Origin of the sequence: Bradyrhizobium sp. CCBAU 53415, from assembly GCF_028128735.1 — a bacterium.
In the GTDB taxonomy this organism is placed as follows: domain Bacteria; phylum Pseudomonadota; class Alphaproteobacteria; order Rhizobiales; family Xanthobacteraceae; genus Bradyrhizobium.
The window spans coordinates 197,003-222,289 of the sequence record NZ_LBJF01000021.1; the positions used below are offsets into that span (position 1 = coordinate 197,003).

The following is a 25,287-nucleotide window of genomic DNA, read 5'->3' on the forward strand; positions in this document are numbered from 1 at the left end:
TCGTCCCGGACAAGCGCGCCCCTCAGGCGCGCGCCGTCCGGGATCCTTAGCCACAGGGCTTGCCGTACATTGACTCCCCCTCCCAAGTCGGGGAAAAGCGCGACCGTGACGACAGCCCCTGACATCTCCGCGAAGCCAGACGGCGCCGAACGCCGTCTCGTCCTTGTTGCCGTGGCGATCATCGCCGTGATGACCGCGCTGCGTATCGTCTATGCCTCCGCGATCGAGCTGCGCACGGACGAAGCCTATTATTGGACCTGGTCGAAGGAAACGGCGCTCAGCTTCCTCGATCATCCCCCCGGCATCGCCTGGCTCATTCGCCTCAGTACCGCGATCTTGGGTGACACCGCGCTCGGCGTCCGCTTTGGCGGCATCGTCGCAATGCTGGTGACGCAGCTGCTGCTCGCCGACATCGTCCGCCGCCTCACCCATGATGCGCGCGCCGTCATGTTCGCGGTGCTGATGCCGGAAGCTGCGCTCTATTACGGCCTGCTGATGGCCAAGGTCGCGCCCGATGTCGTCATGATCCCGTTTGCGGTGGCGATGATGTGGTCACTGGTGCGGCTGGCGCAGAGCGGCGACGGACGCTGGTGGCTTGGGGCCGGTCTGTTCGCCGGCTTCTCGATGCTGTCGAAATTCACCGCGATCATGTTCGCGCCGGCGGTGGCCGCCTTTCTGCTGGTGCCGGACTGGCGCTGGCGTTGGCTGCGCAGCCCTTACCCTTATCTCGCCGTGCTGGTCGCGATCGCCGCTTTCTCGCCGGTGCTGATCTGGAACGCGCAGCACGACTGGGCCTCGTTCCGCTTTCAGGGCGTGCGCGCCACCGCCAATTACGGCATCTCGCTGCGGACGATCGGCGATTACATCGGCCTGCAATTCGGCCTGGTCGGTTTCGTTCTGCTGCCGGTGGTGATGACGGGGCTGGTGCTGACGGCGTGGCGCGGTTATCGCACGCGCGAGCCGGTCGCGGTCCTGTTGTCGACTGCGGTGCTGGTGCCGTTCCTCTATTTCTTCGTGAAATCGCTGACGCTCCGGGTCGGCGACACCTGGCCGATGTTCATGTGGCCGGTCGGCTTCGCGGCCGCCGCGGTGAACCTCGCCACGATGACGAAAGAGGGATGGTCGGCCCGGATGCTCGGATCATCGCTGTTCTGGGCCAACACGGCGATCGTCTCGGGCATCGCCTTCGTCGTCATCGTGTTTCTCTACTACGTCGCCGCGCCCTGGAATCTCCTCGGCAAGATCGATCCGATCGGCGCGGAAGCCGGCTACGAGCAGGTGGCCGCGCGCGCGCAGGCCGCACTCGATGAGACCGGTGCGACCTGGATCGCGACCACGGACTACCGCACCTACGCCATGATGCGCTGGCTGTTCAGGGGCCGCGTGCCCGTCGTCGAGATCACCGAACGCGGCCGCTTCCAGGACTTTCACGATCCCGGCATGGACAGGATCAAGGGCCACGCGGGGATCTATGTCGGGCGCGAGCCGGACGATCGTTCGTCGCTGTGGGACAACATCCCGGCGAAACGCGAACAGCTTGGCGAGGTCGAACGCCGCTGGCGCGGCGTTCTCGCGGACACCTATGTGATCGAGAAACTCACAGGCTGGACGCCCGAGCTGTCACCGCCGAAGGACTCGCCGCTGTTCCAGTGGAAGGTGCTTGCGGGCGATTTCAGTACGAGCGTGGCGCGCCTCCTCTTACCCTCCCCTGGAGGGGGAGGGTCGGTCGCGCGGAGCGCGAGCGGGGTGGGTGATCCCTCAACGCGGGCACTGTGCGAGGTGGTGAGACCGTCACCCCACCCCGCTACGCATTGCGCTGCGCTTCATGCGTAGCGACCCTCCCCCTCCAGGGGAGGGTATGGGAGAGCAGAGCCGGCTACTCCTCGTCGTCCTTCTTCCGCAGCAAATCCGTTGCCAGATCCGACAGCTTCGGCGGCGGCAGTGCCGCGAACGGCAGCGGGCGTGTCACGTCGATCGCAGCCAATCCCAGCCGCGCCGTCAGCAAGCCGTTGAGCACGCCTTCGCCGAGCCGCTGCGACAGCTTCGCCGCGATGCCATGGCCGAGCATCTGCTGCACCAGGCTGTCGCTCGCGGCCATGCCGCCGGTGATGGCGAGATGGGCGATGACGTGGCGGAGCAGGCGGATCATGCCGAGCGCACCGGGGCGGCCGCCATAGAGATAGGCAAGCTGGCGGATCAGGCGCAGCGCGGCGACGAATACGAACAGCACATCGATCGCCGCGCGCGGCGAGACCGCGGTCACGATCGAGACCTTTTGCGCGGCCGATGACACCAGCCGCCGCGCTTCCGCATCCAGCGGCGACATCAGTTCGCGCTCGGCGAGCCGGATCATGTCGGCGCCGTCGATGATCTCGCCGGCGTGACTCTCCAACGTGGCACGGGCGCGCGCCAGCTGCGGATTCTGGTGCGCGATCTTCAGGAGATCCTGCACGATGACGCGGCTCTCGCTGCGGTCGTCGCTGGCGAGCACGGCGGTCGCGCGCTGATGCAGCTTCTCGATCGTCGCGAGCCGCGCCAGCCCAAGCGCCTCGCGTCCGATCACGACGGCAAGCGCCAGCGCGGTGACGAGCGCGAAGCCAAGCCCGACGAAGCCGAGGCTCTCGCTGCGCGCAAACAGATCCTCGATCAGGTGGACGACGCCGAGTCCGACACCGAGCAGCGTCAGCCCGGCGAGGCCGGACCAGAACAGCGCGCCCCAGGGAAAGCCGCGCCGCGTTGGAAGCGTGGCTTGAACCGGCACCGGCAGCGAGGATGGATCCGGCTCCGGCGTGATCTGGATCGTGCCGCGGCTGAGCCGTCCCGTCTCGTCGGCTTCGGTGACGACGACGCCGGGATCGTCGAGCCGGAACGTCGCCGGCCGCCGCTGTTGAGATCGGTCGTTCATGACAGCTTGTCTCCGATCAGGAACTGCAAGGCACGGTCGAGGCGGATGTGTGGCAATGCCGGTTCGTCGTTACCCTCGCGCTCGAGCTTGGGCGGGCGGAAACGCAGGAAGCGGAAGTCGCTTTTCTCCGCCGCCTCGGTCGACAGGCCTCGGAACGCATCGGTGCCGTTGAACAGCGGCTCGGGATCGACGGGCAGATCGCCCGGAAAGGTCGCGACTTCCGTGTTGCCGTCGAAGAACTCGCCGCCCGCGCTTTCGCCCGCGGCCGGCGTTCCCAGGATCGACGGCAGTTTGTCGCGGCCACGCGCGACCTGCGCCTCGCGCGTGGCGCGGACGGCCGCAAGCGCGACGACGTCGATCGCCGCGCCGGTATCTTCCGCGCGCGCAACGGCACCTGAAACGGCGCGGCGCAGCACGGCCTCGAGCCGGTCGTGGCTGGAATGATGCAGATGGTCCGCCTTGGTCGCCGCAAACAGGATGCGGTCGATGCGCGGCCGGAACAGGCTGGAGAGCAAGGTGCTGCGGCCGATGTTGAAGCAGTCGAGAATGCCGGCAAGCGCGGCTTCGAGATCATGCAGCGCCTCGGGGCCCGAGTTGAATGCAGCCAGAGCGTCCGCCAGCACGATCTGGCGATCGAGTCGCGCAAAATGATCGCGGAAGAACGGCCGCACCACGACGTCCTTGTACGCCTCGAAGCGCCGCACCATCATCGCCCAGAGCGAGCCGTCGGGCGCCTGTCCGCCGGCGGGCACGTCGAGCGGCGCAAAGGTCAGCGCGGGGGAGCCTGCGAGATTGCCGGGCATCAGGAAGCGGCCTGGCGGCAACAGGCTCATCGCAAACCGCTCGTCGCGGCATCCGCGCAGATAATCGGTGAAGAGCCGTGCGGCCGTCAGCGTCGCCTGCTCGTCCTCGCGCGCCTCGGGCTTGAGCGTTGCGAGATGCGCGTGCCAGTCCGCGGAAAGATGCGCCCGCGGCGCCTCGCGCGACAGCGCCAGGCTTTCCGCCGACCATTGCTCGTAGCTCTTCTGGAGCAGCGGCAGGTCGAGCAGCCATTCGCCGGGATAGTCGACGATGTCGAGCGTCAGCGTGCGGTCGGCGCCGTTCGGGCGCTGGTACTCGATGACGAGCCTGAGCTCGCTGATGTCCACGGTCGAGTTCGGCCAGCGCCGCTCCTCGATCAGCGCACGCAGATGGTTCTCATAGGCGAAGCGCGGCACGGCATCGTCCGGCTGTGGCGCCAGATGTGCCCGGCCGATCCGGCCCGAGGCGTAGGCTTCGAACACCGGAAACCGGCCGCCGCGCGTCAGCCCATGGATCAGCGCGGTGATGAATACGGTCTTACCGGCACGCGACAGACCGGTGACACCAAGCCGCACCGTCGGGTTGAAGAAGTGCTCGCCATAGTCGATCAGCGCCCGCGCCGACAGCCGCGCCTCCTCGACCATATCCTGGAAACTGAATGCCATATGAACGTGAGGGGATCTCGGGCGCGGGATACGCAAAATGGACTAGTCACAAAAGTGGCAATTGCCTGAGGAAAATCAAGCTTTCATACTTCCACCGCCTTTGTCGGCAAATCATGGTTTGAACGATGCGTCGATCCCGAAAGACCCATATACGGGGGCGTTGCCACGCTATGCGGATTGCCATGCTTTGCGGATTGCCATGACCGTCTTCCAAATGAAACAGTTCGCGTCCAATTCCGTCCACGCCGCAGCCGACGCGATCGGTTGGAACTACGACCGGGCCGAACTGATCGCCGACGGCATTATCCATGCGATCGGCGTGCTCTCCGGCATCATCGCCGCGACCGTCCTGGTGGTGCTGGCGGCGGTCTATGCCGACGCCGCCGATATCGTCGGCGTCTCGATCTATGTCGCCGGCCTGCTCTCGATGCTGGTGCTGTCGGCGACCTATAATCTCTGGCCGGTGTCGCCCGCCAAATGGCTGCTGCGGCGGTTCGACCATTCCGCGATCTATCTGCTGATCGCGGCGACCTATACGCCGTTCATCCTGGAAGTGAAGGACAGCGCGTTCGCGCTGGTTCTGCTCGCCGGCGTCTGGTGCGTGGCGATATCGGGCATCGTGTTGAAGCTGCTCTATCCCGGCCGGTTCGACCGCGTCTCGGTCGGCATCTATCTCGCGATGGGCTGGAGCGGCATGATGCTCTACGACGCCGTGGTCAGGGCGTTGCCCGCCCTGGTGCTGGGCTTCATCCTTGCGGGCGGCCTGCTCTACAGCTTTGGCGTGATCTTCCACGCCTGGCGGCGGCTGCGTTTCCAGAATGCGATCTGGCACGGCTTTGTCTTGGCCGGCGCGGCATGCCATTATACCGCGGTGCTCGACCTCGTGTTGAGCTGAGAAGGACCCGCGACGCGGAATAAGCGGCGCGGTATAGAGCGGTACAAGACAATATAGGACGAGGAGACGTCGCATGCAGGTGACCGGCAAGGTCGTGGTGGTCACGGGCGGCGCAAACGGCATCGGCAAGGCGCTGTGCGAGGCCTTTCACAACGCGGGCGCGGCCAAGGTCGTGGTCGCGGACATGGACGCCGCAAATGCGAGGGCGGTCGCGGCCATGGTTGACGGCGCCGCCTTCAAATGCGACGTCGCGCAGGAAAAGGACGTCGCGCACGTCATCGAGGAGACTGAACGTCAGTTCGGGCCGATCGAGCTGTTCTGCTCCAATGCCGGCATCGGCGGCGGGTTCGACCCAATGTCGGAGAACGCCGGCGGCGCCTCGGACGAACCCTGGCAGCGGAGCTGGGCGATCCACGTCATGGCGCATGTCTACGCGGCGCGGCATCTCGTCCCGCGCATGAGGGCGCGCGGCGGCGGCTATTTCCTCAACACCATCTCGGCCGCAGGCCTGCTGTCGCAGGTCGGCAGCCCGGCCTATTCGACGACCAAGCACGCCGCGGTCGGCTTTGCCGAGAATCTCGCGATCTCGCACAAGGCCCACAACATCAGGGTCTCGATCCTCTGCCCGCAGGGCGTCGACACCAACATGCTGCGCTCGATCCCCAAGGGCCCGCAATCCGGCGACGGCGACCTCACGCCCGAGCAAGTGGCGAAAGACGTGCTCGCCGGCCTCGAGCAGGAAACCTTCCTGATCCTGCCGCATCCGCAGGTGCTCGGCTACATGCGCAAGAAGACCGAGAATTACGACCGCTGGATCGGCGGCATGGCCAAGATCCAGGCCAAGATGCGGGAAGAGTTCGGGAAGTGACCTAGAAGCGGCATCGCTTATAGGCACGCCCACGCCACATACCCGGTGTCGTCCCTGCGAAGGCCGGGACCCATGACCACAGGAAGAAGTTTGGCGAAGGCTGGTTGTTGTCGTTGCCCCGCGGTACCGGGACCCTCACTTCCCAGATAAATCACGCGGTATGGGTCGCTGCGTTCGCAGGGATGACACCGGTGACTAGGCTGCCGCTTCATGCTCCTGACGACTCGCCCGCAGCGCCCGCGCATAAAGCATCATGCCCTCACGCACCGTGCGCTGCTCTGCTTCCGTCAACGCCGCCAGTGCGCCGCGCACCTGCTGCCGGCCGAAGGCATGCAGCGCTTCCAGCGTGCGGCGGCCCTTCGCGGTCAGCGACAACAGCTTGCTGCGTGCGTCAAGCTGATCCGGCGTCTCCCGCAGTTCGCCGCAATCGATCAGCTTTCGTACCATGCGGCTGACGCTCGATTTCTCCAGGTGCAGGAAGTCGCCGAGCTCGCCCGATGTCATGGGACCGCGGATGCCGATCTCCAGGATGGTGTGGACCGCCGAGGGCGGATAGTCCGAAGCCGCCACCGTCGCATCCATGAAGCCGAGCTCGCGCACCATCAGGCGCGAAGCGGCGCGGATGTCGTCGATCAGCGAAAGCTCGGCCATCCCTTGACTCCCGGCATATAGTTGTACCATACAACTATATGCGCGCAACGGCGCGCGCAAGCGTCTTGGAGTGGACCATGAACGGAACTTTGCCGGCGGGTCAGCGAATGAAGGGCAAGGTGTGCCTGGTCACGGGCGGCGGCAGTGGCATCGGCCGCGCCACGGCGCTGCGGATGGCGTCGGAAGGCGCGGAGGCGATCATCGTGGCGGGCCGGCGCGAAGCCGAGATCGAGGCCACCGCCGCTTCGTGCCGCGAGCTCGGCGCGGAATCCATCCCGCTCAAGACCGACATCACGCGAGAGGACGACGTCGCGCGGCTGGTCGGCACGGCCATTGAACGTTGCGGCCGGCTCGATGTCGCCTTCAACAATGCCGGCTTCCAGGAGCGACGCGCGCCGCTGGAGGAGCAGGGCACCGAGATCTATGACAGCGTGTTCGACACCAATGTCCGCGCGCTGTTTCTCTGCCTGCGCCACCAATTGCCAGCGATGCTGGCGCAAGGCCGCGGCAGCATCGTCGTCAACGCCTCCGTCAGCGGCGTGCGCAATCCAAATCCCGGCTTCTCGCTCTATTCGGCCTCGAAGGCCGCCGCGATCTCGCTGACGCGCTCGGCGGCGATGGAGAACGCTCCGCGCGGCATCCGCATCAACGCCGTCGCGCCCGGACGCGTCGTCACGGACATGATGCTGCGCGCCGGTGTCGGCGACGTCGCAACCGTCAGCGCCGGCCTGCCGCTGCGGCGGATGGGAAGCCCGGAGGAGGTGGCGGAAGCCGTGGTGTGGCTGTCGTCGGATGCGTCCTCTTACGTGGTTGGACATGTGCTGGCCGCCGACGGGGGATTCCTGGCGTCGTAATTGATGATGCCGTAGCCCGGATGAGCGAAGCGACATCCGGGGCGTCTCTCGCAGCCCCCGGATATCGCTTCGCTCATCCGGGCTACGACGGCCTCAGTGCTTCTGCCCGTACAGCACCGGCACCGCTGAATCCACGATGACCTCGACGAGGCTCGTGCCTGCATGCGCCATGCCGCGCTTCAGTGCCTCACCGAGTTCCGCGGCTTTCGTCACCCGTGCCGCATGGCACCCCATGCCTTCGGCGAGCCGCACGAAATCGATCCCCGGCAGCTCCAGCCCGGGCACGTTGCGCACCTGCATCACCTGGCTGAACGAGCGCATCGCGCCGTAGCCGGAATTGTTGATGACGACGACGGTGAGCGGAAGCTTGCGTTGCGCGGCGGTCCAGAGCGCCTGGATCGAATACATCGCCGAGCCGTCGCCGATCAGGCACACCGTGCGGCTCTTCGGCTTGCCGAGCGCCATGCCGACGGCGGCGGGCAGGCTATAGCCGAGACCGCCGCTCGACATCGTGTAAAAGCTGTCCTGGCCGCGCATCGGCATGAATTTCTGCATCGCCGGCCGGTGCGAGGGCACTTCCTCGACGAGTGATGCGCCGTCCGGCATTGCCTGCGACAGCGAATGCAGCAGGAATTCGACCGGCAGCGGATCTGCCGCCTGCGGTGCCGGCGGCAGCGTGCGGCCTTTCGGCGTCGCGCGGTTGCTTTCGGGGAGCATGTCGAGCAGCAGGCTGAGCGCCGGCTTCACCGTGGAGATGATGCTGGTGCCGACCGGCGTCACCGCCGCCGCGTCCGCATCGTCGGTGATCTGGAAGATGGTCGCCCTGCCGTCGAAGATCGCGGCGTGGCCCTCTACATGGAACGTGAACACGGGCGCGCCGACGACGACGACGAGATCGTGCTCGCGCAGCGCATCGGACAGCTGCGCCGGCGAAGCGTGCAGGAAGCCCGCGAATTGCGGATGCCGCTCCGGGAACGAGCAGCGCGCGGAGAACGGGCTGACCCAGACGCTGGCCTTGACCTTCTCGGCGACGCGCACCATCAGATCGACCGCACCGGCGCGATCGACGCCGGGGCCGACGACGACGGCAGGGTGTTTTGCCGAACCGAGCGCGGCAACCAGCGCCTTCATCGCCTCCGGCTCGGGCCCGATCTCGCGGCTGACCTTGCGCGCCTCGATCGGGGCGGTGGCATGCGCCCAGTCGTCGATCGGGATCGACACGAAGGTTGGCCCGCATGGCGGCTGCATCGCCGTGTAATAGGCCCGCGCGATCGCGGCCGGCACGTCCTCGGGCCGCGCCGGCTCGACGCTGTATTTGACGTAAGGCCGCGGGAATTCCGACGCGCGCTCGGCATAGAGGAACGCCTGCAGCGGCAGGATCGAGCGCGCCTGCTGACCCGCGGTGATCACCAGCGGGGTCTGGTTGCGGTGCGCGGTGTAGATGTTGCCGAGCGCGTTGCCGACGCCGGCCGCCGAATGCAGGTTGACGAAGCCGGCATTGCGCGTCGCCTGCGCATAGCCGTCGGCCATGCCGACCGCGCTGGCTTCCTGCAGCGCCAGCACGTAGTCGATGTCATCGGGCCAGTCGCTCAGGAACGGCAGCTCGGTCGAGCCGGGATTGCCGAACACTTTTGTGATGCCGAAGGATCGCAGCAGGTCGAGCGTCGCCTGCTTCACGGTGACGGATCTGCTGCCGGTCTTGCCGTTCTTGGCCATGGTTTCCGTCCCTTGCTTGCTTATTATTGCGCCGTCATTCCGGGGCGCGAAGCTAACCCGGAATCTCGAGATTCTCTGGTGCGCAATTGCGCACCATGGTCCGGTCCTATGGACCGTCCCGGAATGACGGATCTATCACCACACCGCCGTGCCCTTCATCGTCGGCTGGCCTTCCGCATTCGCGGTCCACAGCTCCATGCCATCAGCGGTCTCGTTGGCGTTGACCGAAAACTCCGTGCCCTCGAACAGCGGCTGCAGCCCGCGATAGGTGAACTTCTTCGGCGCCTTGCCGCCGTGCAGCTTGGCCGCCATCTCGATGATCAGCGCGGCCTGCAACGGCCCGTGGAAGATCAGGCCCGGATAGCCCTCGACCTTGGTGACGTAGTCGCGGTCGTAATGGATGCGGTGGCCGTTGAAGGTCAGCGCGGAGTAGCGGAACAGCAGCACGGGATCGGAGACATGGGTCTCGCGATGCTGCGCCTTCGGCGGCGGAGGCGGGGCCTTCGTCGTCGCCGGCGCGCTGCTGGTCATCTCGCGATAGACGATATCCTGCCGCTCGCGGATGGCAACGCCACGCGGCGAGGAGATGCTGTGCTCGACCGAGACGAAGCACAGCGTGCCGGTCGAGCCCGATTTGACCTGCACATCGGCGATGCGCGAGGTTCGTGTCGATTCATCGCCGACGCGAAGCGGCTGCAGGAATTCGATCTCGCCGCCGGCCCACATCCGGCGCGGCAGCGGCACCGGCGGCAGGAAGCCGCCGCGGGTCGGGTGGCCGTCGGGCCCGAGCATCGACATCGGGAACACCGGCTGCGCCAGGCACCAGTGCACCGTGAAGGGCGCAGCATCGCCGGCTTTGGGCTCGCCGACCTCCTGGAACAGCGTCGCGCGCAGGCCTTTCACGAGCTGTGCGGTGACGATGTCGGTGGCCTCCTGGCTGCGGCCGATCCATTGCCGCAAGTGATCGATATCGAGCTTCTCGGTCATGACGCCTCGCTCTTGTTATCTGGACTGGGGACGTTCGCCGATGGCGGGCACCGGGCCGTAAGAGCGTGTCTCGCCGACGATGATCGGTGCCGGCGCGGGATAGCTGACGCGGCCGTTCGGCGTGTCGACCTCGATCCGGCGCAGATGCGGATGGTTGGCAAGATCGGCCATGGTGTTCACCTCGGCAAACGCAATGTCGGCATCCGACAGCCGCTTCAAGAGCTCGTCGCGCGTCATCTTGCCGAAGATGTCCGCGACCGTCTTGTCGGTGAAGTCCCGGTTGCGCACGCGCTCGACCATGTTGGCGACGCGCGGATCGGACGGCAGATCCGGCTGGTCCAGCACCTTCGCGCACAGCGTCTTCCACTCGCGCTCGCTCTGGATCGAGATCAGGATGTCCTTGCCATCCTTCGAGGTAAACACGCCGTAAGGAGCGATCGAGGGGTGGCGCAGGCCCATGCGCCTGGGCGGATTGCCGGCCTCGGCGTTGAGCAGCGGCACGGTGCACCAGTCCGCCATCACGTCGAACATCGAGATGCGAATGTCGGCGCCCTTGCCGGTGCGCCCGCGCGCGATCAGCGCCTCCAGGATCGCCGCATGCGCGGTCGCGCCCGTGGCGACGTCGACGATCGACATGCCGACGCGCGAAGCGCCATCGGGATTGCCGGTGATCGAGGCAAGCCCGCTCTCGGCCTGGATCAGCAGATCATAGGCCTTGCGGTGCGCATAGGGCCCTTCGTCGCCGTAGCCAGTGATGGTGCACGAGATCAGCCTCGGATAGTCCTTCAGCAGCCGCTCGCGCGAGAAGCCGAGCTTGTCCATCGAGCCGGGCTTGAGGTTCTGGATCAGCACGTCGGCGCTGGCGATCAGCTTCTCCAGCTCGGCGCGGCCTTCTTTCGTTGCAAGGTCGACCACCGCCGATTGCTTGCCGCGGTTGAGCCAGACGAAATAGCTGCTCTGGCCCTTGGCCGCCGCGTCATAGCCGCGGGCAAAATCGCCTTCGGGCCGCTCGATCTTGATCACCTCGGCGCCGGCATCGGCCAGGCGCGAGGAGCAGAACGGCGCCGCGACCGCCTGCTCGACCGCAATCACCCTGATCCCGTCAAGTGCTCCCATGATGTGACCTCAGTACGAGCGCGGCATGCCGAGCACGTGCTCGGCGACGAAGGAGAGCACGAGGTTGGTCGAGATCGGTGCCACCTGGTACAGCCGCGTCTCGCGGAACTTGCGCTCGACGTCGTATTCCTCGGCAAAGCCGAAGCCGCCATGGGTCTGGATGCAGGCGTTCGCCGCTTCCCAGGATGCATCCGCTGCCAGCATCTTGGCCATGTTGGCCTCGGCGCCGCAGTCGAGGCCGGCCTCGTATTTGCGCGTGGCTTCCTTCACCATCAGCTCGGCCGCGCGCATCGAGGCATAGGCCTTGGCGATCGGGAACTGGATGCCCTGGTTCTGGCCGATCGGCCGGCCGAAAACGCTGCGCTCCTTGGCGTAGTTCGTGGCCTTGGCAATGAACCATTTGGCGTCGCCGACGCATTCGGCGGCGATCAGGATGCGCTCGGCATTCATGCCGGAGAGGATGTAGCGGAAACCCTTGCCTTCCTCGCCGATCAGGTTCTCCGCCGGCACCTTCATGTCGGTAAAGAACACCTCTGTCGTGGCGTGGTTCATCATGGTGCGGATCGGGCGGATCTCGAGGCCATTGCCCTTGGCCTCGCGCATGTCCACGATGAACACCGAAAGGCCGTCCGTGCGCTTCTTGACCTGCTCCTTCGGCGTGGTGCGCGCCAGCAGCACCATCAGGTCGGAATGCTCGGCGCGGCTGGTCCAGATCTTCTGGCCGTTGACGATGTAGCTGTCGTTGCCGTCCTTGCGCGCGAAAGTCTTCAGCGAGGAGGTATCGGTGCCGCTGGTCGGCTCGGTGACGCCGAACGCCTGCAGCCGCAACTCGCCGCTCGCGATCTTCGGCAGATATTTGGCCTTCTGCTCGGCATTGCCGTGCCGCAGCACCGTTCCCATCGTGTACATCTGAGCGTGGCAGCCGCCGCCGTTGCAGCCCGCGCGCTGGATCTCTTCCAGGATCGCGGCGGCCGCAGAAAGCTTCAGGCCGGCGCCGCCATATTCCTCGGGGATCAGCACCGAGAGATAGCCGGCCTCGGTCAGCGCATCGACGAAGGCCTTGGGGTAGGCCATCTCGCGATCGAGCTTGCGCCAATATTCGCCGGGAAACTGCGCGCAGAGCTTTGCGACGGCGTCGCGAATGTCGGCGTAATCTTCGGTGTGGTGTTCTTGACTCATGGCGTTTCCAGTTCTTGGCGGCAGTTAAGATAACGCCGGTCAGTCCCCTGGCGTTGTGAAAACAACGCCAGCCCCCTATGCTCATTTGCTATAGCGTATGGAGTAGCCTTCCAGGATTGGCAAGCATGGATTTCCGGCAGCTCAGGACCTTCAGTTGCGTGGCGGAGCTCGGCAGCCTCTCCAAGGCCTCCGACACGCTGCGCGTGGCGCAGCCGGCGCTGAGCCGCCAGATCAAGCTCCTGGAACACGAGCTGCGCACCGATCTGTTCACCCGCAACGGCCGCGGCATGGTGCTGACCGAGGCCGGCCGGCTTCTGCTCGCGCGCACCTCCGGCATCGTGCGGCAGATCGACCAGATCCGCGACGACATTCAGTCGGCCAAGGGGCCGCCGTCGGGCCAGGTCGTGCTCGGCCTGGTTCCGACCGTGAGCTGCGTGCTGTCGGCGCGCTTTGCGCGGCGCTGCGTCGAGAATTTTCCCGGCATCTCGCTGCGCATCGTCGAGAGCTACAGCGGCCATCTGGTCGAATGGCTGCATCGCGGCGAGATGGACCTCGCCATCCTCTACGGCCGCTCGGCCGACCTGCATCTCAATATGCAGAGCCTGGGGCGCGACAACATCGTCGCGGTCGGCCCGCGCGGCTGTGGGCTGGCGCGCAAGAAGAGCGTCGACGTCGGCTGGCTGCTGCGCCAGCGCCTGGTGCTGCCCAGTCATTCCCACGGCCTCCGCGCCCTGATCGAGCACGCGGCAGCCCAGCGCAAGATCAAGCTCAACGTCCAGCTCGAGGCGGATTCCTTCCGCGTGCTGACCAGCCTCGTCGAGGAGGGGCTCGGTTTCGCGCTGCTGCCGCCGTCCTCGGTCCACGGCGAGGTCGCGGACGGGCGGCTGGAAACCGCGGTCGTATCCAGGCCGATGACGCGCGAGCTCATCTTTGCCTCTCCGATCGATCGCCCGGCCTCGACGGCCTCGCTCGCCATCACCGCGCTTCTGCGCGAGGAGGTCGCCGCCTGCCGCAAGGACGGGGTGTGGGACATCAAATTGAGTTAGATGCGCTTGTGTTCGTAGGACAGTCAGCCGCCGACTTGCCTTCGCATCTGGCGCGACCTGTCATGCCGGAATTTTATAGCTGGGGCCCCCGGCTCTCGTGCCCGGACGCAGCGCAGCACGCCCGGCGATGCGAAGCATCGTCCGGCGTGATGCGCTGCAGAGCCGGGGCCCATGTCGCAGCGAGGCCGTCGCTTGCTGTTGGGTCCCGGCTCTGCGCCGCACCGCTACGCGCTGCGTCGCGTCCGGGACACAGCGAACAAAATGCCGTCACTCGCAGTGACGGAGGATAGAGCGCGTCTACCCCGGGATCCTTACCGGCAGCGATTCATATCCCTTGATGAAGCTGGAATAGATCCGCTTCGGCTCGCCGACCACCTCGATGCGGTCGAACCGCTTCAGCATTTCCTCCCAGACGATCCGCAGTTGCAATTCGGCGAGGCGCATGCCGACGCAGCGGTGGATTCCGAAGCCGAAGGAGAGATGGGTGCGCGGGCGCGGGCGGTCGATGATGAACTCGTTCGGCTTCTCGAACATCTCCTCGTCGCGGTTGCCGGAGACGTACCACATCACGACGCGGTCGCCTTTCCTGATGTGCTTGCCGCCGATCTCGGTGTCCTGCAATGCAGTGCGCCGCATATGCGCAAGCGGCGTCTGCCAGCGGATCACTTCCGGCACCATGGAATCGATCAGCGCCGGGTTGGCACGCAGCTTGTCGTATTGCTCGGGATTCTCGTTCAGCGCCAGCACCGAGCCGGTCATGGTGTTGCGCGTGGTGTCGTTGCCGCCGACGATGAGCAGGATGATGTTGCCCATGAGGTTGTCGGGGTCCATGTGGCGCGTGGCTTCGTTGTGCGCCATCAGCGACAGCAGGTCGTTGCGCGGCTCGGAGTTGACGCGCTCGTTCCAAAGCTTCGACATGTAGGCGTAGCACTCGTCCATCTCGCGGCGGCGCTCCTCGGCGGAGGCGACGATGCCGCTCTTGGGCAGCGCGGTCGAGACGTCGGACCAGCGCGTCAGCTTGCGCCGTTCCTCCCAGGGGAAGTCGAACAGCGTCGCCAGCATCTGCGTCGTCAGCTCGATCGAGACGCGCTCGACGAAGTTGAAGGTCTCGTTGCGCGGCAGATTGTCCAGCACGGTCTGCGAGCGCTGCCGGATCAATCTCGCCAGCTCGTCCAGATGCTGAGGGGTGAACATCGGCGACACCGTCTTGCGCTGCGCCGAATGCCGGGGCTGGTCCATCGCGATGAAGCTTGGATAGTCGTAGCCTTCCGGCACGTCGCGGATCGAGATGCCGCCGAGCTTCGAATCTGAAGAGAAGATGCCGTGATTGGTGTCGACATGCATGATGTCGTTGTACTTCACCACCGACCAATAGGGCTCGATCGGCGCGTTGGTGCAGTAGTGCACCGGCTCTTCCTTGCGAAGCCGCTCGAACCATGGCCACAGCGTGTCGTCCTGGAATAGCCTGGGCGCGCCGGGGTGGAATTGCGCCAGTGGCGTCGCATAGGCCTCCTCGCGCGCCCTGCGCATGCGTTCGGCCTTGTCCACTTTAACCGGCGCTTGGATGTTCATGGTCGTGGCTCCAGTTGGTTCTCTTCTTTCGCCTCTCCCCGCAAGCGGGGAGAGGGGGAGTTCTTCGTTCACGCCGCGATCTTCACGGGCAAGGTCTCAAGTCCCTTCACGAAGCTCGAATAGACCCGCCTGGGCTCGCCGACCACATCAATATGGTCGAAACGCCTGAGAATTTCTTCCCAAATAATCTTGAGCTGGAGTTCGGCAAGCCGCAGGCCCACGCAGCGGTGGATGCCGAAGCCGAAGGACAGATGCGTACGCGGGCGGGCGCGATCGATGATGAAATCATAGGGCTTTTCGATCGCCTCCTCGTCGCGGTTGCCCGAGACGTACCACATCACGACCTTGTCACCCTTCTTGATCTGCTTGCCGCGGAATTCGAAATCCGAGAGCGCCGTGCGCCGCATATGCGCGAGCGGCGTTTGCCAGCGGATCACCTCGGGTACGAAGCTGTCGAGCAGATCAGGGTTCTCGCGCAGCTTGCGATACTGCTCCGGATGCTGACTCAGCGCGAGAAGCGAGCCCGACATGGTGTTGCGGGTGGTGTCGTTGCCGCCGACGATCAAAAGGATGAGATTGCCGAGGAAGTTCCTGGCGTCCATGTCGCGCGTGGCGGTGCCATGCGCCATCATCGACAAGAGATCGCTCTTCGGCGGCTGTTCGATGCGCTCCTTCCAGAGACGCGAGAAATAGGCCGCGCATTCCGTCAGCTCGGCCATCCGCTCGTCCTCGGTGGCGACGAGGCCATCGGGGCCGGGAATGGTGGTGGCAATGTCCGACCAGCGCGTCAGCTTGCGGCGGTCCTCCCAGGGGAAGTCGAACAGCACCGCCAGCATCTGCGTGGTCAGCTCGATCGAGACGCGGTCGACCCAGTCGAACATCTCGCCGCGAGGCAGGTTGTCCAGGCACTCGGCCGAGCGCTTGCGGATGTTGATCGCGAGATTATCCAGGTGCGTCGGCGTGAACATCGGCGCCACGGTCTTGCGCTGGGCGGCGTGGCGCGGCGGGTCCATCGAGATGAAGCTCTCGCGACGCAAGTCCGGATCGATGTCGCGGATGGTGATGCCGCCGAGCGCGGAGGCCGAGGAGAACACCGCATGGTTGGTCTCGATCTCCATGATGTCGTTGTAGCGCGTCACCGACCAATACGGCCCGAACATCGAATTCCTGCAATAGTGCACGGGATCCTCGCGGCGCAGGCGATCGAAATAGGGCCAGAACGTATCGGTCCTGAACAACTCCGGATCGCCCGGATCGAACTGCTCCAGCGGCAGTGACGTGGCGCGCGCACGAAGCGCGTCGAGCTTCGCCGCGCTCTCGATGGTCCCATGCATGGCCGTTCTCCCTGGCATGAACCGCGCGTTCTCGTTGAATTCTGCGCTGCGGTATTTGGTTTGCAATTACAGCCGGTTGTCTGCGCCGGGGCAAGGGAGAGTTTTGCCACATCCAACTTTCGCGAGAGCGTCGAACGGCCGTCACGCCGGCACGCGAACGTGACCTCCGGCACGCCGCGCGGTGGAGAATCGTGCAAGAAACCGACTGGAATCGAGGTAAATCGAACCCGCCCATCTTGGGGACCGACCAACCTCTGATCTATAGTTTGATCGGAACAGATCCGCACCCCGAGGTTGCTGCCGTGAACAACATGCAATGGACCCCCATTGGCTCCGAACCCTTACCTCCACCGCTGCCGCCCACGCGGGTCGATTTCACCGGCAACCGTCCCGAGTTCCGCAAACTGGTCACCAAGGGTGCCGTGCTCGAACTCGTCACCTTGGGCTTCTACCGGTTCTGGCTGGTCACCGACATCCGCCGTCATCTGTGGACGCACACCGCGATCGACGGCGATGCCGCCGAGTACACCGGACGGGCCAAGGAGCTTTTGGTCGGCTTCCTGTTCGCGCTCGCGATCCTGGTGCCGATCTATCTCGCGTATTTCCTTGTTGGCATCGAGTTCGAGCGCTGGCAGGGCTTTGCCTCGGCGCCGCTGTTCCTCGCCTTTTACGCCTTTGGCCAGTTCGCAATTTTTCGTGCGCGGCGTTATCGCCTGACGCGCACGGTGTGGCGAGGCGTGCGGTTCTGGATGGACGGCTCGGGCTGGGCCTATTCGCTCCGCGCCATGCTGTGGGGTTTGCTCGTGTTCCTGACGCTCGGCCTGGCGCTGCCGTGGCGCGAAGCCGCGCTCGAACGCTACAAGATGCAGCACACCCATTACGGCGATCTCTCCGGCGATTTCGAAGGCGACGGCTGGACCTTCTTCAAGCGCGGCTGGTGGCTGTGGCTGCTGAGCCCGGTCGCGCTCGTCATCTTCCCGCTTGCCCCGTTCTTCTACGCCGAGTTCAAGGCGCGCGAATGGCGCTGGTGGCTCGACGGCATCCGCATCGGCGGCGTCAGCCTGTCCTCGGAACTGCCGCACGACGCGTTCTACGGCCTGTACTGGAAGGTGATCGGCTGGTGGACGCTGCTCTCGATGATCTTCGCCGCCTATCTCGGCGGGGCCACCATGCTCGTCGTCCGGTTGACTGGCCTTCCCGCCGAGCAGGTGTTCGGGCCCGAAAATGGTGCCGGGAGCATCCCGATGCTGGTGGCGATGGTCGTCGGCTATTTCGCCGTGGCACTTGCGGTCAACATCGTCATGCGCGTCTATCTCCAGCGCGATCTCTGGGCGAAGGTGCTGGAAACCGTCGAGGTGTACAACGTCGCGGCCGCGGCGGACGTGCGCGGCAGCGGTCAGCTTGCCAGCGCGCTCGGAGAAGGCTTTGCCGATGGGCTCGACGTTGCAGGATTTTGAGTTGTGAGTGACGTGTCCATCGAAGCCCCGGCGCAGTCCGCCAAGCCGACGATCTTCTTCGACGGCGTATCGAGCCGCAGGCGTCAGGTGATGCTGACATTCAGCGATGCGCTCGAGATCGCCGAGGACGGCAAAGCGCTCGCTCGCTGGGCCCATGCCGACATCCGCCGCGCCGACGGCCCGACCGGCGTTTTGCGCCTTGCCTGCACGACCGGTTCGCCTCTGGCACGGCTCGAGATCCGCGACGCGGCGCTGGCCGCGGATGTGACGGCACGATGCCTGCACCTCGACGACCACCAGACCACGCGCCGCGGTATCGCAAAGATCGTGGGCTGGTCGGTGGCTGCCGCCGTCTCCATCGTCTGCGTCGTGCTGTTTGGCGTGCCGCTCGCCGCGGATCGTCTCGCGCCGCTGGTGCCGAAGCCGGTCGAGCGGCGCATTGGCGATGCCGCCGAAGTCCAGATGAAGACCATCTTCGGCCGCAGCGTCTGCGAAGACCCCGCGGGCAAGGCCGCGTTCATCAAGCTTGTCAACCGCCTGCGCGATGCCGCCGGCCTCGACGACGATTCCATGACGGCCGGCGTGCTGCCGACCTCGGTGCCCAATGCCTTCGCGCTGCCGGGCGGCAAGGTGTTCGTGTTGAAAGGCCTGCTCGACAAGGCCGAAAGCCCCGACGAACTCGCCGGCATCCTCGCCCACGAGCTCGGCCATCTCAAGCATTACGACAACATGCGCGGGCTGATCTACAACGGCGGCACCTCGTTCCTGATCGGCCTCTTGTTCGGCGACGTCACCGGCTCATCCGCCGTGATCTTCGCCTCGCGCAGCGTGGTCGAGGCCTCCTATTCGCGCGAGGCCGAGACCGCCGCCGACACCTTCGCGATCGAGATCATGCACGAGCTCGGCCGCTCGCCGAAGCCTGCGGCCGAGCTGATGTTCCGCATCACCGGCAAGGAAGGCGGCTCGACGTTGACGACGATCCTCGCCAGCCACCCGCTGACCGAGGACCGCCTCGCGCGCATGACCAGGGAAGATCGACCGGCCTCCGGCCCGCCGCTGCTGACGGACAAGGAGTGGCAGTCGCTGAAGCTGGTTTGCGGCAGCGGGAAGGTGTGACGGCCCGCGCTCAGCGCATCACTTCGCAGGTGCAGCAGGTGGATTCGATCCGGTGGTGACGTTCGGCGCCGTATTCGGATCGGAGGTCGTGGTCTGTGGCCCCACCTGGCGCCCATTGTAGAAGAAAACGGCCGCGATCACGGCGATCACGAAGATCGCGCCGACCGCCCAGCCGACCGGGCTGTTGCGGCGTGCTCTGTCGGCCCTGCGGCCGTCATCCTGATAGGTCATCGTGCTCTCCATCGCCATGCAGGAGAACATTGCGCGATGGAAGCTGTTCCCAAGGCATGACCCGGAAAAGTGTGCAGCGGCATTCCGAAAAGATCATGCTCGAACAATATAGGTGCGTGCAGCGCTTACCGCGTCCCGTAAGCGCGATCGCCGGCGTCGCCCAGGCCTGGCAGGATGAAGCCGTTCTCGTCGAGGCCTTCGTCCATCGCCGCGGTCCAGATCGGCACGTCCGGATGCAGGCCGCGCAGCCGTTCGAGGCCTTCGGGAGCTGCGATCAGGCAGGCGAGGCGGATGTCCCTGGCGCCGCGCTCCTTCAGCCGGTCGATGGCGGCCACGGCCGTGTTGGCGGTGGCGACCACCGGCGTCACCACGATGGCGAGGCGCTCGCCGAGATCGGACGGCGATTTGAAGAAATACTCCACCGCGGCAAAGCTGTGCGGTTCGCGGTAGAGGCCGATATGCGCGACGCGCGCGGTCGGCACCAAATCCATCATGCCGTCGACGAAGGTTGTGCCGGCGCGCAGCATCGGCACGAACACCAGCTTCTTGCCGGCGATCTTGGCCGAATGCATCGTCGCCAGCGGCGTTTCGATGACGGTGTCAGCGAGCGGCAAATCGCGTGTCACCTCGTAGCAGAGCAGCATGCCGATCTCCTTGATCAGCTCCCTGAACGATTTTGTCGAGATGGACTTGTCCCGCACCAGGGTCAGCTTGTGCTGCACCAGCGGATGATCGACGATCGTGACGCCTTCCATGACGGGATGCTCCTGAAATTCATCAATGCGCAACGGACCATGCTGCGAAGGAGGAATTAAAAAACCGTGCCGTCGCTGATCACCTTCAGCGGTGGCGAGCCATCGGGGCGGCGCGAGAAGGCAATGGTGCGGCCTGCGGCCCAGGTGCCGCCTTCCAGAATGCTGGCGAGCGGCAAGGTCTCGGGCGTGCGGCCGAGCTTGGCGCGAACCAGTTCCGCCAGCCTGTCGAGCAGCGCAACCGTCAGCGCGCGCCATTCCACGACGAGCAGGGAATCCACCGCATGCGCGCGCTCGGCGTCCGCGGCATCGCGCAACCGCAGCACCTCGTGATCGACGAACAGGCCGCCATTGCGATATTCGGCAAGCCCCGTGAGGCCGTCGATGTCCGTCACTTTGAAGCCGGCGCGCTGGAGCGGCTCGATCAGCGAATAGCTCAGCCACTGCGACAGCTTGTGCAGCGGCACGAGGCCCTCCGTTGAGTCGTTCGCTTTGATGGCCGGATGGTGCCAGCAATCGCCGAGCGGAATGCCTGCGAGTTCGAGCCGCGAGGGCCAGATCGGCCCAAGCTCGTTCAGCACGGCAGCGAGAATGGTGGGCGCGGGAATAGTGCCACTGACGGCTCGAGCTGCAATGTAATCGAATAGCCCTCCCGGCCGCGGGGCTTCGTGCCGGGCAAAAATCTCAGGGTAATTTGCAACGTGGTGGCCTAGGCGCCGCAGCAGATCGGCGCGCCCTTCGAGACCGAGCAGAGGGTTCGCCTCGTTGGCTTGAAACGCAGAGGTAAGGGAGGCTAGGGGCAATTGCGCGAGCACATCCGCATCGGCCCTGAACGGTGCACGCGCATCGCCGGAGAACAGTCCGTTTCTGAACATGTCGAGGCTCGCGATGGCGAGCCCCTCGGATCGGCCTATGTTTGCTCCCGTCACGTCATCATAGTATCGCCACGCCGCACCTGCGCCGGCATCGAGCAGGACGCTGACGATCGCGAGGTCGAATTCAGCACGCGCCCGCGCCGCGCGGTCCGGCCACAAGGGAGTGTCGGCAAGCCGCGCCCAGCGATCGACGCCGCCAAGCACAAAATGCCGCCAGCGCGCATGAAAGGGAACGTCCAGCGCCGGATAGGCCTTTCGCGTCACCGCGAGCACGGCTTCCGCGACGCGGTCCATGCGGTCGAGATCGACCGTGAAATGATTGAGCCCACCGGCGAGGCCGATCTCAAGCATATGCCCCGCTCGCGCGCGGACCGCGCTTGCGGTGAGCAGCGAGCGTGCCTCTCGTTCCAAAGAGTCCGACATCGCGCGATCAGTATTTTTCCAGCGAACGCCCGACCACGCCGTTCACGTCCTTTTCCGGCGCGATGTCGGTCGAGTAGTAGCCGGCCGCCTTCTTCGCGGCGATCTCGACATAGGCGTCGGCGGGAATGAGCTCCGGCGGGATCGGCACGCGCTCGACGATGTCGATGCCCTGCGAGGTCAGCGCGTCGTATTTCATGTCGCTCATCGACAGGAAGCGGTCGATGCGGGTCAAGCCGAGCCAGTGGATCGTATCGGGCATCAATTGCTGGAAGCGCGCATCTTGCACGCCGGCGACGCATTCGGTGCGCTCGAAATACGCCGCGGCGGCATCACCGTCCTCCTGGCGCTTGCGCGCGTTGTAGACCAGGAATTTGGTGACCTCGCCGAGCGCGCGGCCCTCTTTCCGGTTGTAGACGACCAGTCCAAGCCCGCCCTCCTGTGCACCGCGCGCCGATTCCTCGATGCCGTGGATCAGATAGGGCCGGCAGGTGCAGATATCGGAGCCGAACACGTCGGAGCCGTTGCACTCGTCATGCACGCGGCAGGTGATCCTGGTGCGATGGTCCGGCAGTTTTGTCACATCGCCGAACAGGTAGACGGTGGTGCCGCCGATCGGCGGCAGGAACACCTTCATGTCCGGCCGCGTCACGAGCTCGGGGAACATGCCGGCGGTCTGCTCGAACAGCGTGCGCCGCAGCTCGGTCTCGCTGGTGCCGAAGCGCGTCGCAAGGCCGGGCAGGTACCAGACCGGATCGATCGCGATCTTCACCACGGAAACGCTGCCATTGGCATGCACGACCTCGCCGTCGGCGCGCAGGCGTTTTGCGGCCAGCGCCTCGCGGATCTCCGGCAGGTCGAGCCGCGCCCGCGTCACCGCGATGCTCGGGCGGATGTCGGCGCCCTCGGCGATCTCCTGGCGGAAGTTTTCCGCGACGAGGTGCCCCCAGGGATCGAGCGCGACGATCTTGGTGGGATCGCTCCATTGCGGGAACGGCCCGATGGTCGCGGCGGGAAACGTGTTGGTGAGGTCGGGCCTGCGAATCGGATCGAGTGCGCCGGCGGAGACGGCGAGCGCGCGGTACATCGCATAGGACCCGCCATGGCTGCCGATCACGTTGCGATCCCCGGCGCGCGACACCGTGCCGATGATCGGTCCGCGGCCGCGCGCCTCAGTGGCGCCCCAGTGGATCGGAAAGGCGGCCTTCCTGCCCGGCTCCGGGTGGGAGGTCAGGCGGATGTGGTCGGTACGGTTGGCACGGCTCATGTCCAGGCTCCCAAAAAGCCAACGGCCCGCCGCTCGGACGGGCCTGGCTCGCTTGCGTTGCCTGTCGCGGAACAACGGCGGCGCAAGCTCAATCCAACATATTGTAGCGGCAGGCCGCGACAGACAAGTTAATCGTGCCAGGCGAGCAGGGCCGCTTGCGACCAAATTCCCGTCATCGACGGGCCCGCAGAACTCGCCTTCAGTGCCAGGCCCTCGCGCTGGCCGAGCTCGTCGCTCCGCCGGCGTGATCTTCTTAAGCGATTGAAGTATTTATAATTTTTATGCTTTCAAGGGGGTCTGCATCCTTTCGCTCGGCCAGCGTCGAATCCCGGACTAAACGTGTCATCGGCCCAATCGCAGATTGTCCATGTCTCGGAGACCCCCCATGCCCGCCAGCTACATCGATCCCCGCAACGGAAAGCTCTATCCCCTCGACCAGCCGCGCTGGTGCTCGGACGAGCGGACGCCGCTGCTGGTGACGCCGGGGGCGGGGATCTCAGGGGAGGACATCGAGCCCCGCACGCGCTCGCTCTGGCGCTACCGCGCGGCGCTGCCGGTCGAGATCGCAAATCCGATCACGCTCGGCGAGGGCTGCACGCCGCTGGTCCAGCAGGACTGGGGCGACCTGCGCCCCTTCTTCAAGCTCGAATGGTTCAACCCGACCGGCAGCTTCAAGGACCGCGGCTCGGCGGTGATGTTGTCCTTCCTGCGGCAGATTGGTGTGAGCGCCATTCTGGAGGACTCCTCCGGCAATGGCGGCTCGTCGATGGCGGGCTTAGGGGCCGCCGGTGGCATGCGGGTGAAGATTCTGGCCCCCGCCTCGACCTCGCCGGCCAAGATCGCGCAGGTGCGCGCCTATGGCGCCGCGGTGCAGCTCGTCGAAGGGCCGCGCGAGGAGTCGGAGGCTGAAGCCATCCGCCAGTCGCACCAGACCTTCTACGCCAGCCACAATTGGCAGCCGTTCTTCCTCGAAGGCACCAAGTCGCTGGCCTATGAGATCTGGGAGGACCTCGGCTTTCGCGCACCCGACAACGTCATCGTTCCCGTCGGCGCCGGCAGCAGCCTGCTCGGCTGCGCCTTCGGATTCCGCGAGCTGTTGAGCGCGGGCCAGATCGCAAGGCTGCCGCGGCTGTTCGCGGCGCAGCCGCTGAACTGCTCGCCCATCGATGCGAGCTTCAAGGCCGGCGTCGATACGCCCGTCGCGCGCGAGGTGCACAAGACCATCGCCGAAGGCACCGCGATCAAGAATCCCCTGCGCCTGCGCGAGATCATCGGCGCCTTGCGCGAGAGCGGTGGCGGTACCGTCGCGCTCAGCGAGGATGAGATCGTTGCCGCCCTGCGCCGCCTCGCGCGCCAGGGCCTGTTCGCCGAGCCGACCAGCGCCAGCGCGGCGGCCGCGCTGGACAAGCTCGCAGCCGTTGGCGCCATCAAGGCGAACGAGACCACGGTGGCGGTTCTCACCGGCACGGGCCTCAAGGCCGCGACGACGGTGGCCGATCTCGTGCAGTAGAGGTGGATGCTGCGCTTACCCTCCCCTGGAGGGGGAGGGTCGATCGCGCGCAGCGCGAGCGGGGTGGGGTGATCTCTCCACTCGGGCATCGCTTCGGTGGAGAGACTGTCACCCCACCCCGTCTCACATTTTCGCTGCGCTCAAATGTGAGCCGACCCTCCCCCTCGAGGGGAGGGTAAGCAACACCTCACTCCTTCAGGTCATTCACCTGCTTCACCCACGCCCGCACGTCCTTGAGCACGGCGGGCAGCACCGCCTTGACCTCCTGGACGGTCATGCCCGCCTTGATGCGGGGATCGTACAGCAGATTGAGGATGTACTGGTCATAGACGTCGAAATAGCCCATCGAGACGTTGTCGTTGAACATGGTCCAGGGCACGCTCGCGGTGTCGTTGATCGGTCCGAGCGATTGCAGCAGTTCCTCATAGGCGCAGTCGAGGAAGACGAAATCGCCGTTGTCGACGGTGAGGATGACGTCGGAATGCTCGATCTCGAAATTGTCGTTCTTGCGGAAGCCGGACAGGCATTGCGGGTCGAGCGAGGTGCGGATCTCGCGCGCCTTCTCGGCCCCGTAGAAGCTGGTGAGGGTGCGGTAGAGGTCGCGGTCGCGCACCAGCTTCACCCGCACATTCGCCGCTTCGTTGGTGTCGATCATGGCGATGTCGAGATGCTGCACCCGGTGGGCGATGTCGGCCACGACTTTCGCGAGCTGCGTCTTGCGGTCGGCGCGGTCGCTCTCGGCGAACACGCGCACCGGCCCGTCGAACTTGCGAATGCGGTCGACGCGGCCGGCGAGGTGATATTCGGCACCGAATGCCGTCTTCAGGAAACCTTCGATGATCTCGCCGTCGGTGAAGCTCTTCTTCTCGGCGCGCTGGCGCGAGGAGATCGCGGGCAGTTCGCCCGCGGCAGCCATGGGGGCGGTGTCAGGCACCAATGCGAGCGCGGCGAGCGCCAATAGGGTGAAGCGAAGGGCAGGCGAGGACGGAGTCAATGCGCTCATCGTTGCCCAACGCTGCCGTATTCACGCGGCGCGCACAAGTCCGCAAATTCACGCGCCCTGCGGGTTC

General features: G+C 65.6%; 22 protein-coding genes. 8 read left to right on the forward strand and 14 right to left on the reverse strand.

The features are described 5' to 3' along the window. Positions 1 to 189: 189 nt before the first annotated feature. Positions 190 to 1,833 (forward strand): glycosyltransferase family 39 protein, encoded by a 1,644-nt coding sequence (locus tag XH87_RS14245; protein ID WP_271587807.1) that lies wholly within the window; start codon positions 190 to 192, stop codon positions 1,831 to 1,833. Between the two features lie 43 nt (positions 1,834 to 1,876). Here the strand turns inward: XH87_RS14245 and XH87_RS14250 are convergent, their stop codons facing one another. After that, positions 1,877 to 2,905 carry a YcjF family protein gene (locus XH87_RS14250; RefSeq protein WP_035713454.1) on the reverse strand — a complete coding sequence of 343 codons (1,029 nt, stop codon included), beginning with the start codon at positions 2,903 to 2,905 and terminating at the stop codon, positions 1,877 to 1,879. Further along, positions 2,902 to 4,371, reverse strand: coding sequence for a YcjX family protein (locus XH87_RS14255; RefSeq protein WP_035713452.1), 1,470 nt, complete (start codon positions 4,369 to 4,371; stop codon positions 2,902 to 2,904). Before XH87_RS14255 ends, XH87_RS14250 begins: the two co-directional genes overlap by 4 nt. A 199-nt stretch (positions 4,372 to 4,570) precedes the next feature. Between XH87_RS14255 and trhA the strand changes: the two genes are divergently transcribed. Both trhA and XH87_RS14265 read left to right on the forward strand, forming a co-directional pair. Beyond that, on the forward strand, positions 4,571 to 5,266 hold the full coding sequence (gene trhA / locus XH87_RS14260) for a PAQR family membrane homeostasis protein TrhA (protein WP_271587773.1): 696 nt from the start codon (positions 4,571 to 4,573) through the stop codon (positions 5,264 to 5,266). A gap of 73 nt (positions 5,267 to 5,339) precedes the next feature. Further along, a complete protein-coding gene (locus XH87_RS14265) occupies positions 5,340 to 6,134 on the forward strand; it encodes an SDR family oxidoreductase (RefSeq protein ID WP_035713449.1) in 795 nt (264 codons plus the stop codon). Positions 6,135 to 6,329: 195 nt separating this feature from the next. On the opposite strand, the gene XH87_RS14270 is transcribed toward XH87_RS14265, so the two are convergent. Further along, a complete protein-coding gene (locus tag XH87_RS14270; protein WP_158670735.1) occupies positions 6,330 to 6,785 on the reverse strand; it encodes a MarR family winged helix-turn-helix transcriptional regulator in 456 nt (151 codons plus the stop codon). Positions 6,786 to 6,862: 77 nt separating this feature from the next. On the opposite strand from XH87_RS14270, the gene XH87_RS14275 reads away from it, so the two are divergent. Further along, positions 6,863 to 7,639 carry an SDR family NAD(P)-dependent oxidoreductase gene (locus XH87_RS14275; protein ID WP_035713456.1) on the forward strand — a complete coding sequence of 259 codons (777 nt, stop codon included), beginning with the start codon at positions 6,863 to 6,865 and terminating at the stop codon, positions 7,637 to 7,639. Positions 7,640 to 7,732: 93 nt separating this feature from the next. Here the strand turns inward: XH87_RS14275 and mdlC are convergent, their stop codons facing one another. The 4 genes from mdlC to XH87_RS14295 all read right to left on the reverse strand — a co-directional run bounded on the left by mdlC (position 7,733) and on the right by XH87_RS14295 (position 12,637). Beyond that, the gene (gene mdlC / locus XH87_RS14280; protein ID WP_271587774.1) at positions 7,733 to 9,355 is read right to left on the reverse strand and encodes a benzoylformate decarboxylase; all 1,623 of its coding nucleotides are present in this window, start codon (positions 9,353 to 9,355) and stop codon (positions 7,733 to 7,735) included. Positions 9,356 to 9,490: 135 nt separating this feature from the next. Beyond that, a complete protein-coding gene (locus XH87_RS14285) occupies positions 9,491 to 10,342 on the reverse strand; it encodes an FAS1-like dehydratase domain-containing protein (RefSeq protein ID WP_271587775.1) in 852 nt (283 codons plus the stop codon). Between the two features lie 15 nt (positions 10,343 to 10,357). Then, positions 10,358 to 11,458, reverse strand: a complete 1,101-nt coding sequence (locus tag XH87_RS14290) for a CaiB/BaiF CoA transferase family protein (protein WP_271587776.1) — start codon at positions 11,456 to 11,458, stop codon at positions 10,358 to 10,360. 9 nt (positions 11,459 to 11,467) lie between these two features. Continuing rightward, entirely contained in the window at positions 11,468 to 12,637 is a 1,170-nt protein-coding gene (locus tag XH87_RS14295; RefSeq protein WP_158670739.1) for an acyl-CoA dehydrogenase family protein, read from the reverse strand. A 125-nt stretch (positions 12,638 to 12,762) separates the two neighbouring features. On the opposite strand from XH87_RS14295, the gene XH87_RS14300 reads away from it, so the two are divergent. Beyond that, entirely contained in the window at positions 12,763 to 13,683 is a 921-nt protein-coding gene (locus XH87_RS14300; RefSeq protein ID WP_271587777.1) for a LysR substrate-binding domain-containing protein, read from the forward strand. A gap of 297 nt (positions 13,684 to 13,980) precedes the next feature. On the opposite strand, the gene XH87_RS14305 is transcribed toward XH87_RS14300, so the two are convergent. Both XH87_RS14305 and XH87_RS14310 read right to left on the reverse strand, forming a co-directional pair. Beyond that, positions 13,981 to 15,255, reverse strand: coding sequence for a cytochrome P450 (locus XH87_RS14305; RefSeq protein WP_271587778.1), 1,275 nt, complete (start codon positions 15,253 to 15,255; stop codon positions 13,981 to 13,983). Positions 15,256 to 15,323: 68 nt separating this feature from the next. Beyond that, positions 15,324 to 16,589, reverse strand: coding sequence for a cytochrome P450 (locus XH87_RS14310; RefSeq protein ID WP_271587779.1), 1,266 nt, complete (start codon positions 16,587 to 16,589; stop codon positions 15,324 to 15,326). A 302-nt stretch (positions 16,590 to 16,891) separates the two neighbouring features. Between XH87_RS14310 and XH87_RS14315 the strand changes: the two genes are divergently transcribed. Together XH87_RS14315 and XH87_RS14320 are read left to right on the forward strand one after the other, a co-directional pair. Next, positions 16,892 to 18,046, forward strand: coding sequence for a YjgN family protein (locus XH87_RS14315; protein WP_442868272.1), 1,155 nt, complete (start codon positions 16,892 to 16,894; stop codon positions 18,044 to 18,046). Between the two features lie 3 nt (positions 18,047 to 18,049). Beyond that, positions 18,050 to 19,162, forward strand: a complete 1,113-nt coding sequence (locus XH87_RS14320; RefSeq protein ID WP_271587780.1) for a M48 family metallopeptidase — start codon at positions 18,050 to 18,052, stop codon at positions 19,160 to 19,162. An 18-nt stretch (positions 19,163 to 19,180) separates the two neighbouring features. Here the strand turns inward: XH87_RS14320 and XH87_RS14325 are convergent, their stop codons facing one another. The 4 genes from XH87_RS14325 to XH87_RS14340 form a co-directional block, all read right to left on the reverse strand. Next, positions 19,181 to 19,393 carry a hypothetical protein gene (locus tag XH87_RS14325; RefSeq protein ID WP_271587781.1) on the reverse strand — a complete coding sequence of 71 codons (213 nt, stop codon included), beginning with the start codon at positions 19,391 to 19,393 and terminating at the stop codon, positions 19,181 to 19,183. A 125-nt stretch (positions 19,394 to 19,518) separates the two neighbouring features. Beyond that, a complete protein-coding gene (gene upp, locus XH87_RS14330) occupies positions 19,519 to 20,148 on the reverse strand; it encodes a uracil phosphoribosyltransferase (protein WP_271587782.1) in 630 nt (209 codons plus the stop codon). Positions 20,149 to 20,204: 56 nt separating this feature from the next. Then, positions 20,205 to 21,443, reverse strand: a complete 1,239-nt coding sequence (locus tag XH87_RS14335) for a URC4/urg3 family protein (protein WP_271587783.1) — start codon at positions 21,441 to 21,443, stop codon at positions 20,205 to 20,207. 7 nt (positions 21,444 to 21,450) lie between these two features. Next, positions 21,451 to 22,707 carry a GTP cyclohydrolase II gene (locus XH87_RS14340; RefSeq protein ID WP_271587784.1) on the reverse strand — a complete coding sequence of 419 codons (1,257 nt, stop codon included), beginning with the start codon at positions 22,705 to 22,707 and terminating at the stop codon, positions 21,451 to 21,453. 385 nt (positions 22,708 to 23,092) lie between these two features. Here XH87_RS14340 and XH87_RS14345 point away from each other — a divergent pair, with 385 nt between their 5' ends. Continuing rightward, positions 23,093 to 24,217, forward strand: a complete 1,125-nt coding sequence (locus XH87_RS14345; RefSeq protein ID WP_271587785.1) for a threonine synthase — start codon at positions 23,093 to 23,095, stop codon at positions 24,215 to 24,217. Positions 24,218 to 24,404: 187 nt separating this feature from the next. On the opposite strand, the gene XH87_RS14350 is transcribed toward XH87_RS14345, so the two are convergent. Continuing rightward, positions 24,405 to 25,220, reverse strand: coding sequence for a DUF2927 domain-containing protein (locus tag XH87_RS14350; RefSeq protein WP_271587786.1), 816 nt, complete (start codon positions 25,218 to 25,220; stop codon positions 24,405 to 24,407). Positions 25,221 to 25,287 lie beyond the last annotated feature (67 nt).

Bases quoted from the DNA above. Each gene is read 5' to 3' on its own strand.
- XH87_RS14285 (WP_271587775.1), bottom strand. From the start codon at position 10,342: ATGACCGAGAAGCTCGATATCGATCACTTGCGGCAATGGATCGGCCGC.
- XH87_RS14345 (WP_271587785.1), top strand. From the start codon at position 23,093: ATGCCCGCCAGCTACATCGATCCCCGCAACGGAAAGCTCTATCCCCTC.
- XH87_RS14325 (WP_271587781.1), bottom strand. From the start codon at position 19,393: ATGACCTATCAGGATGACGGCCGCAGGGCCGACAGAGCACGCCGCAAC.
- XH87_RS14270 (WP_158670735.1), bottom strand. From the start codon at position 6,785: ATGGCCGAGCTTTCGCTGATCGACGACATCCGCGCCGCTTCGCGCCTG.
- mdlC (WP_271587774.1), bottom strand. From the start codon at position 9,355: ATGGCCAAGAACGGCAAGACCGGCAGCAGATCCGTCACCGTGAAGCAG.
- trhA (WP_271587773.1), top strand. From the start codon at position 4,571: ATGACCGTCTTCCAAATGAAACAGTTCGCGTCCAATTCCGTCCACGCC.
- XH87_RS14295 (WP_158670739.1), bottom strand. From the start codon at position 12,637: ATGAGTCAAGAACACCACACCGAAGATTACGCCGACATTCGCGACGCC.
- XH87_RS14340 (WP_271587784.1), bottom strand. From the start codon at position 22,707: ATGAGCCGTGCCAACCGTACCGACCACATCCGCCTGACCTCCCACCCG.
- XH87_RS14335 (WP_271587783.1), bottom strand. From the start codon at position 21,443: ATGTCGGACTCTTTGGAACGAGAGGCACGCTCGCTGCTCACCGCAAGC.
- XH87_RS14350 (WP_271587786.1), bottom strand. From the start codon at position 25,220: ATGAGCGCATTGACTCCGTCCTCGCCTGCCCTTCGCTTCACCCTATTG.
- XH87_RS14245 (WP_271587807.1), top strand. From the start codon at position 190: ATGACCGCGCTGCGTATCGTCTATGCCTCCGCGATCGAGCTGCGCACG.
- XH87_RS14255 (WP_035713452.1), bottom strand. From the start codon at position 4,371: ATGGCATTCAGTTTCCAGGATATGGTCGAGGAGGCGCGGCTGTCGGCG.
- upp (WP_271587782.1), bottom strand. From the start codon at position 20,148: ATGGAAGGCGTCACGATCGTCGATCATCCGCTGGTGCAGCACAAGCTG.
- XH87_RS14305 (WP_271587778.1), bottom strand. From the start codon at position 15,255: ATGAACATCCAAGCGCCGGTTAAAGTGGACAAGGCCGAACGCATGCGC.
- XH87_RS14275 (WP_035713456.1), top strand. From the start codon at position 6,863: ATGAACGGAACTTTGCCGGCGGGTCAGCGAATGAAGGGCAAGGTGTGC.
- XH87_RS14300 (WP_271587777.1), top strand. From the start codon at position 12,763: ATGGATTTCCGGCAGCTCAGGACCTTCAGTTGCGTGGCGGAGCTCGGC.
- XH87_RS14250 (WP_035713454.1), bottom strand. From the start codon at position 2,905: ATGAACGACCGATCTCAACAGCGGCGGCCGGCGACGTTCCGGCTCGAC.
- XH87_RS14290 (WP_271587776.1), bottom strand. From the start codon at position 11,458: ATGGGAGCACTTGACGGGATCAGGGTGATTGCGGTCGAGCAGGCGGTC.
- XH87_RS14310 (WP_271587779.1), bottom strand. From the start codon at position 16,589: ATGCATGGGACCATCGAGAGCGCGGCGAAGCTCGACGCGCTTCGTGCG.
- XH87_RS14265 (WP_035713449.1), top strand. From the start codon at position 5,340: ATGCAGGTGACCGGCAAGGTCGTGGTGGTCACGGGCGGCGCAAACGGC.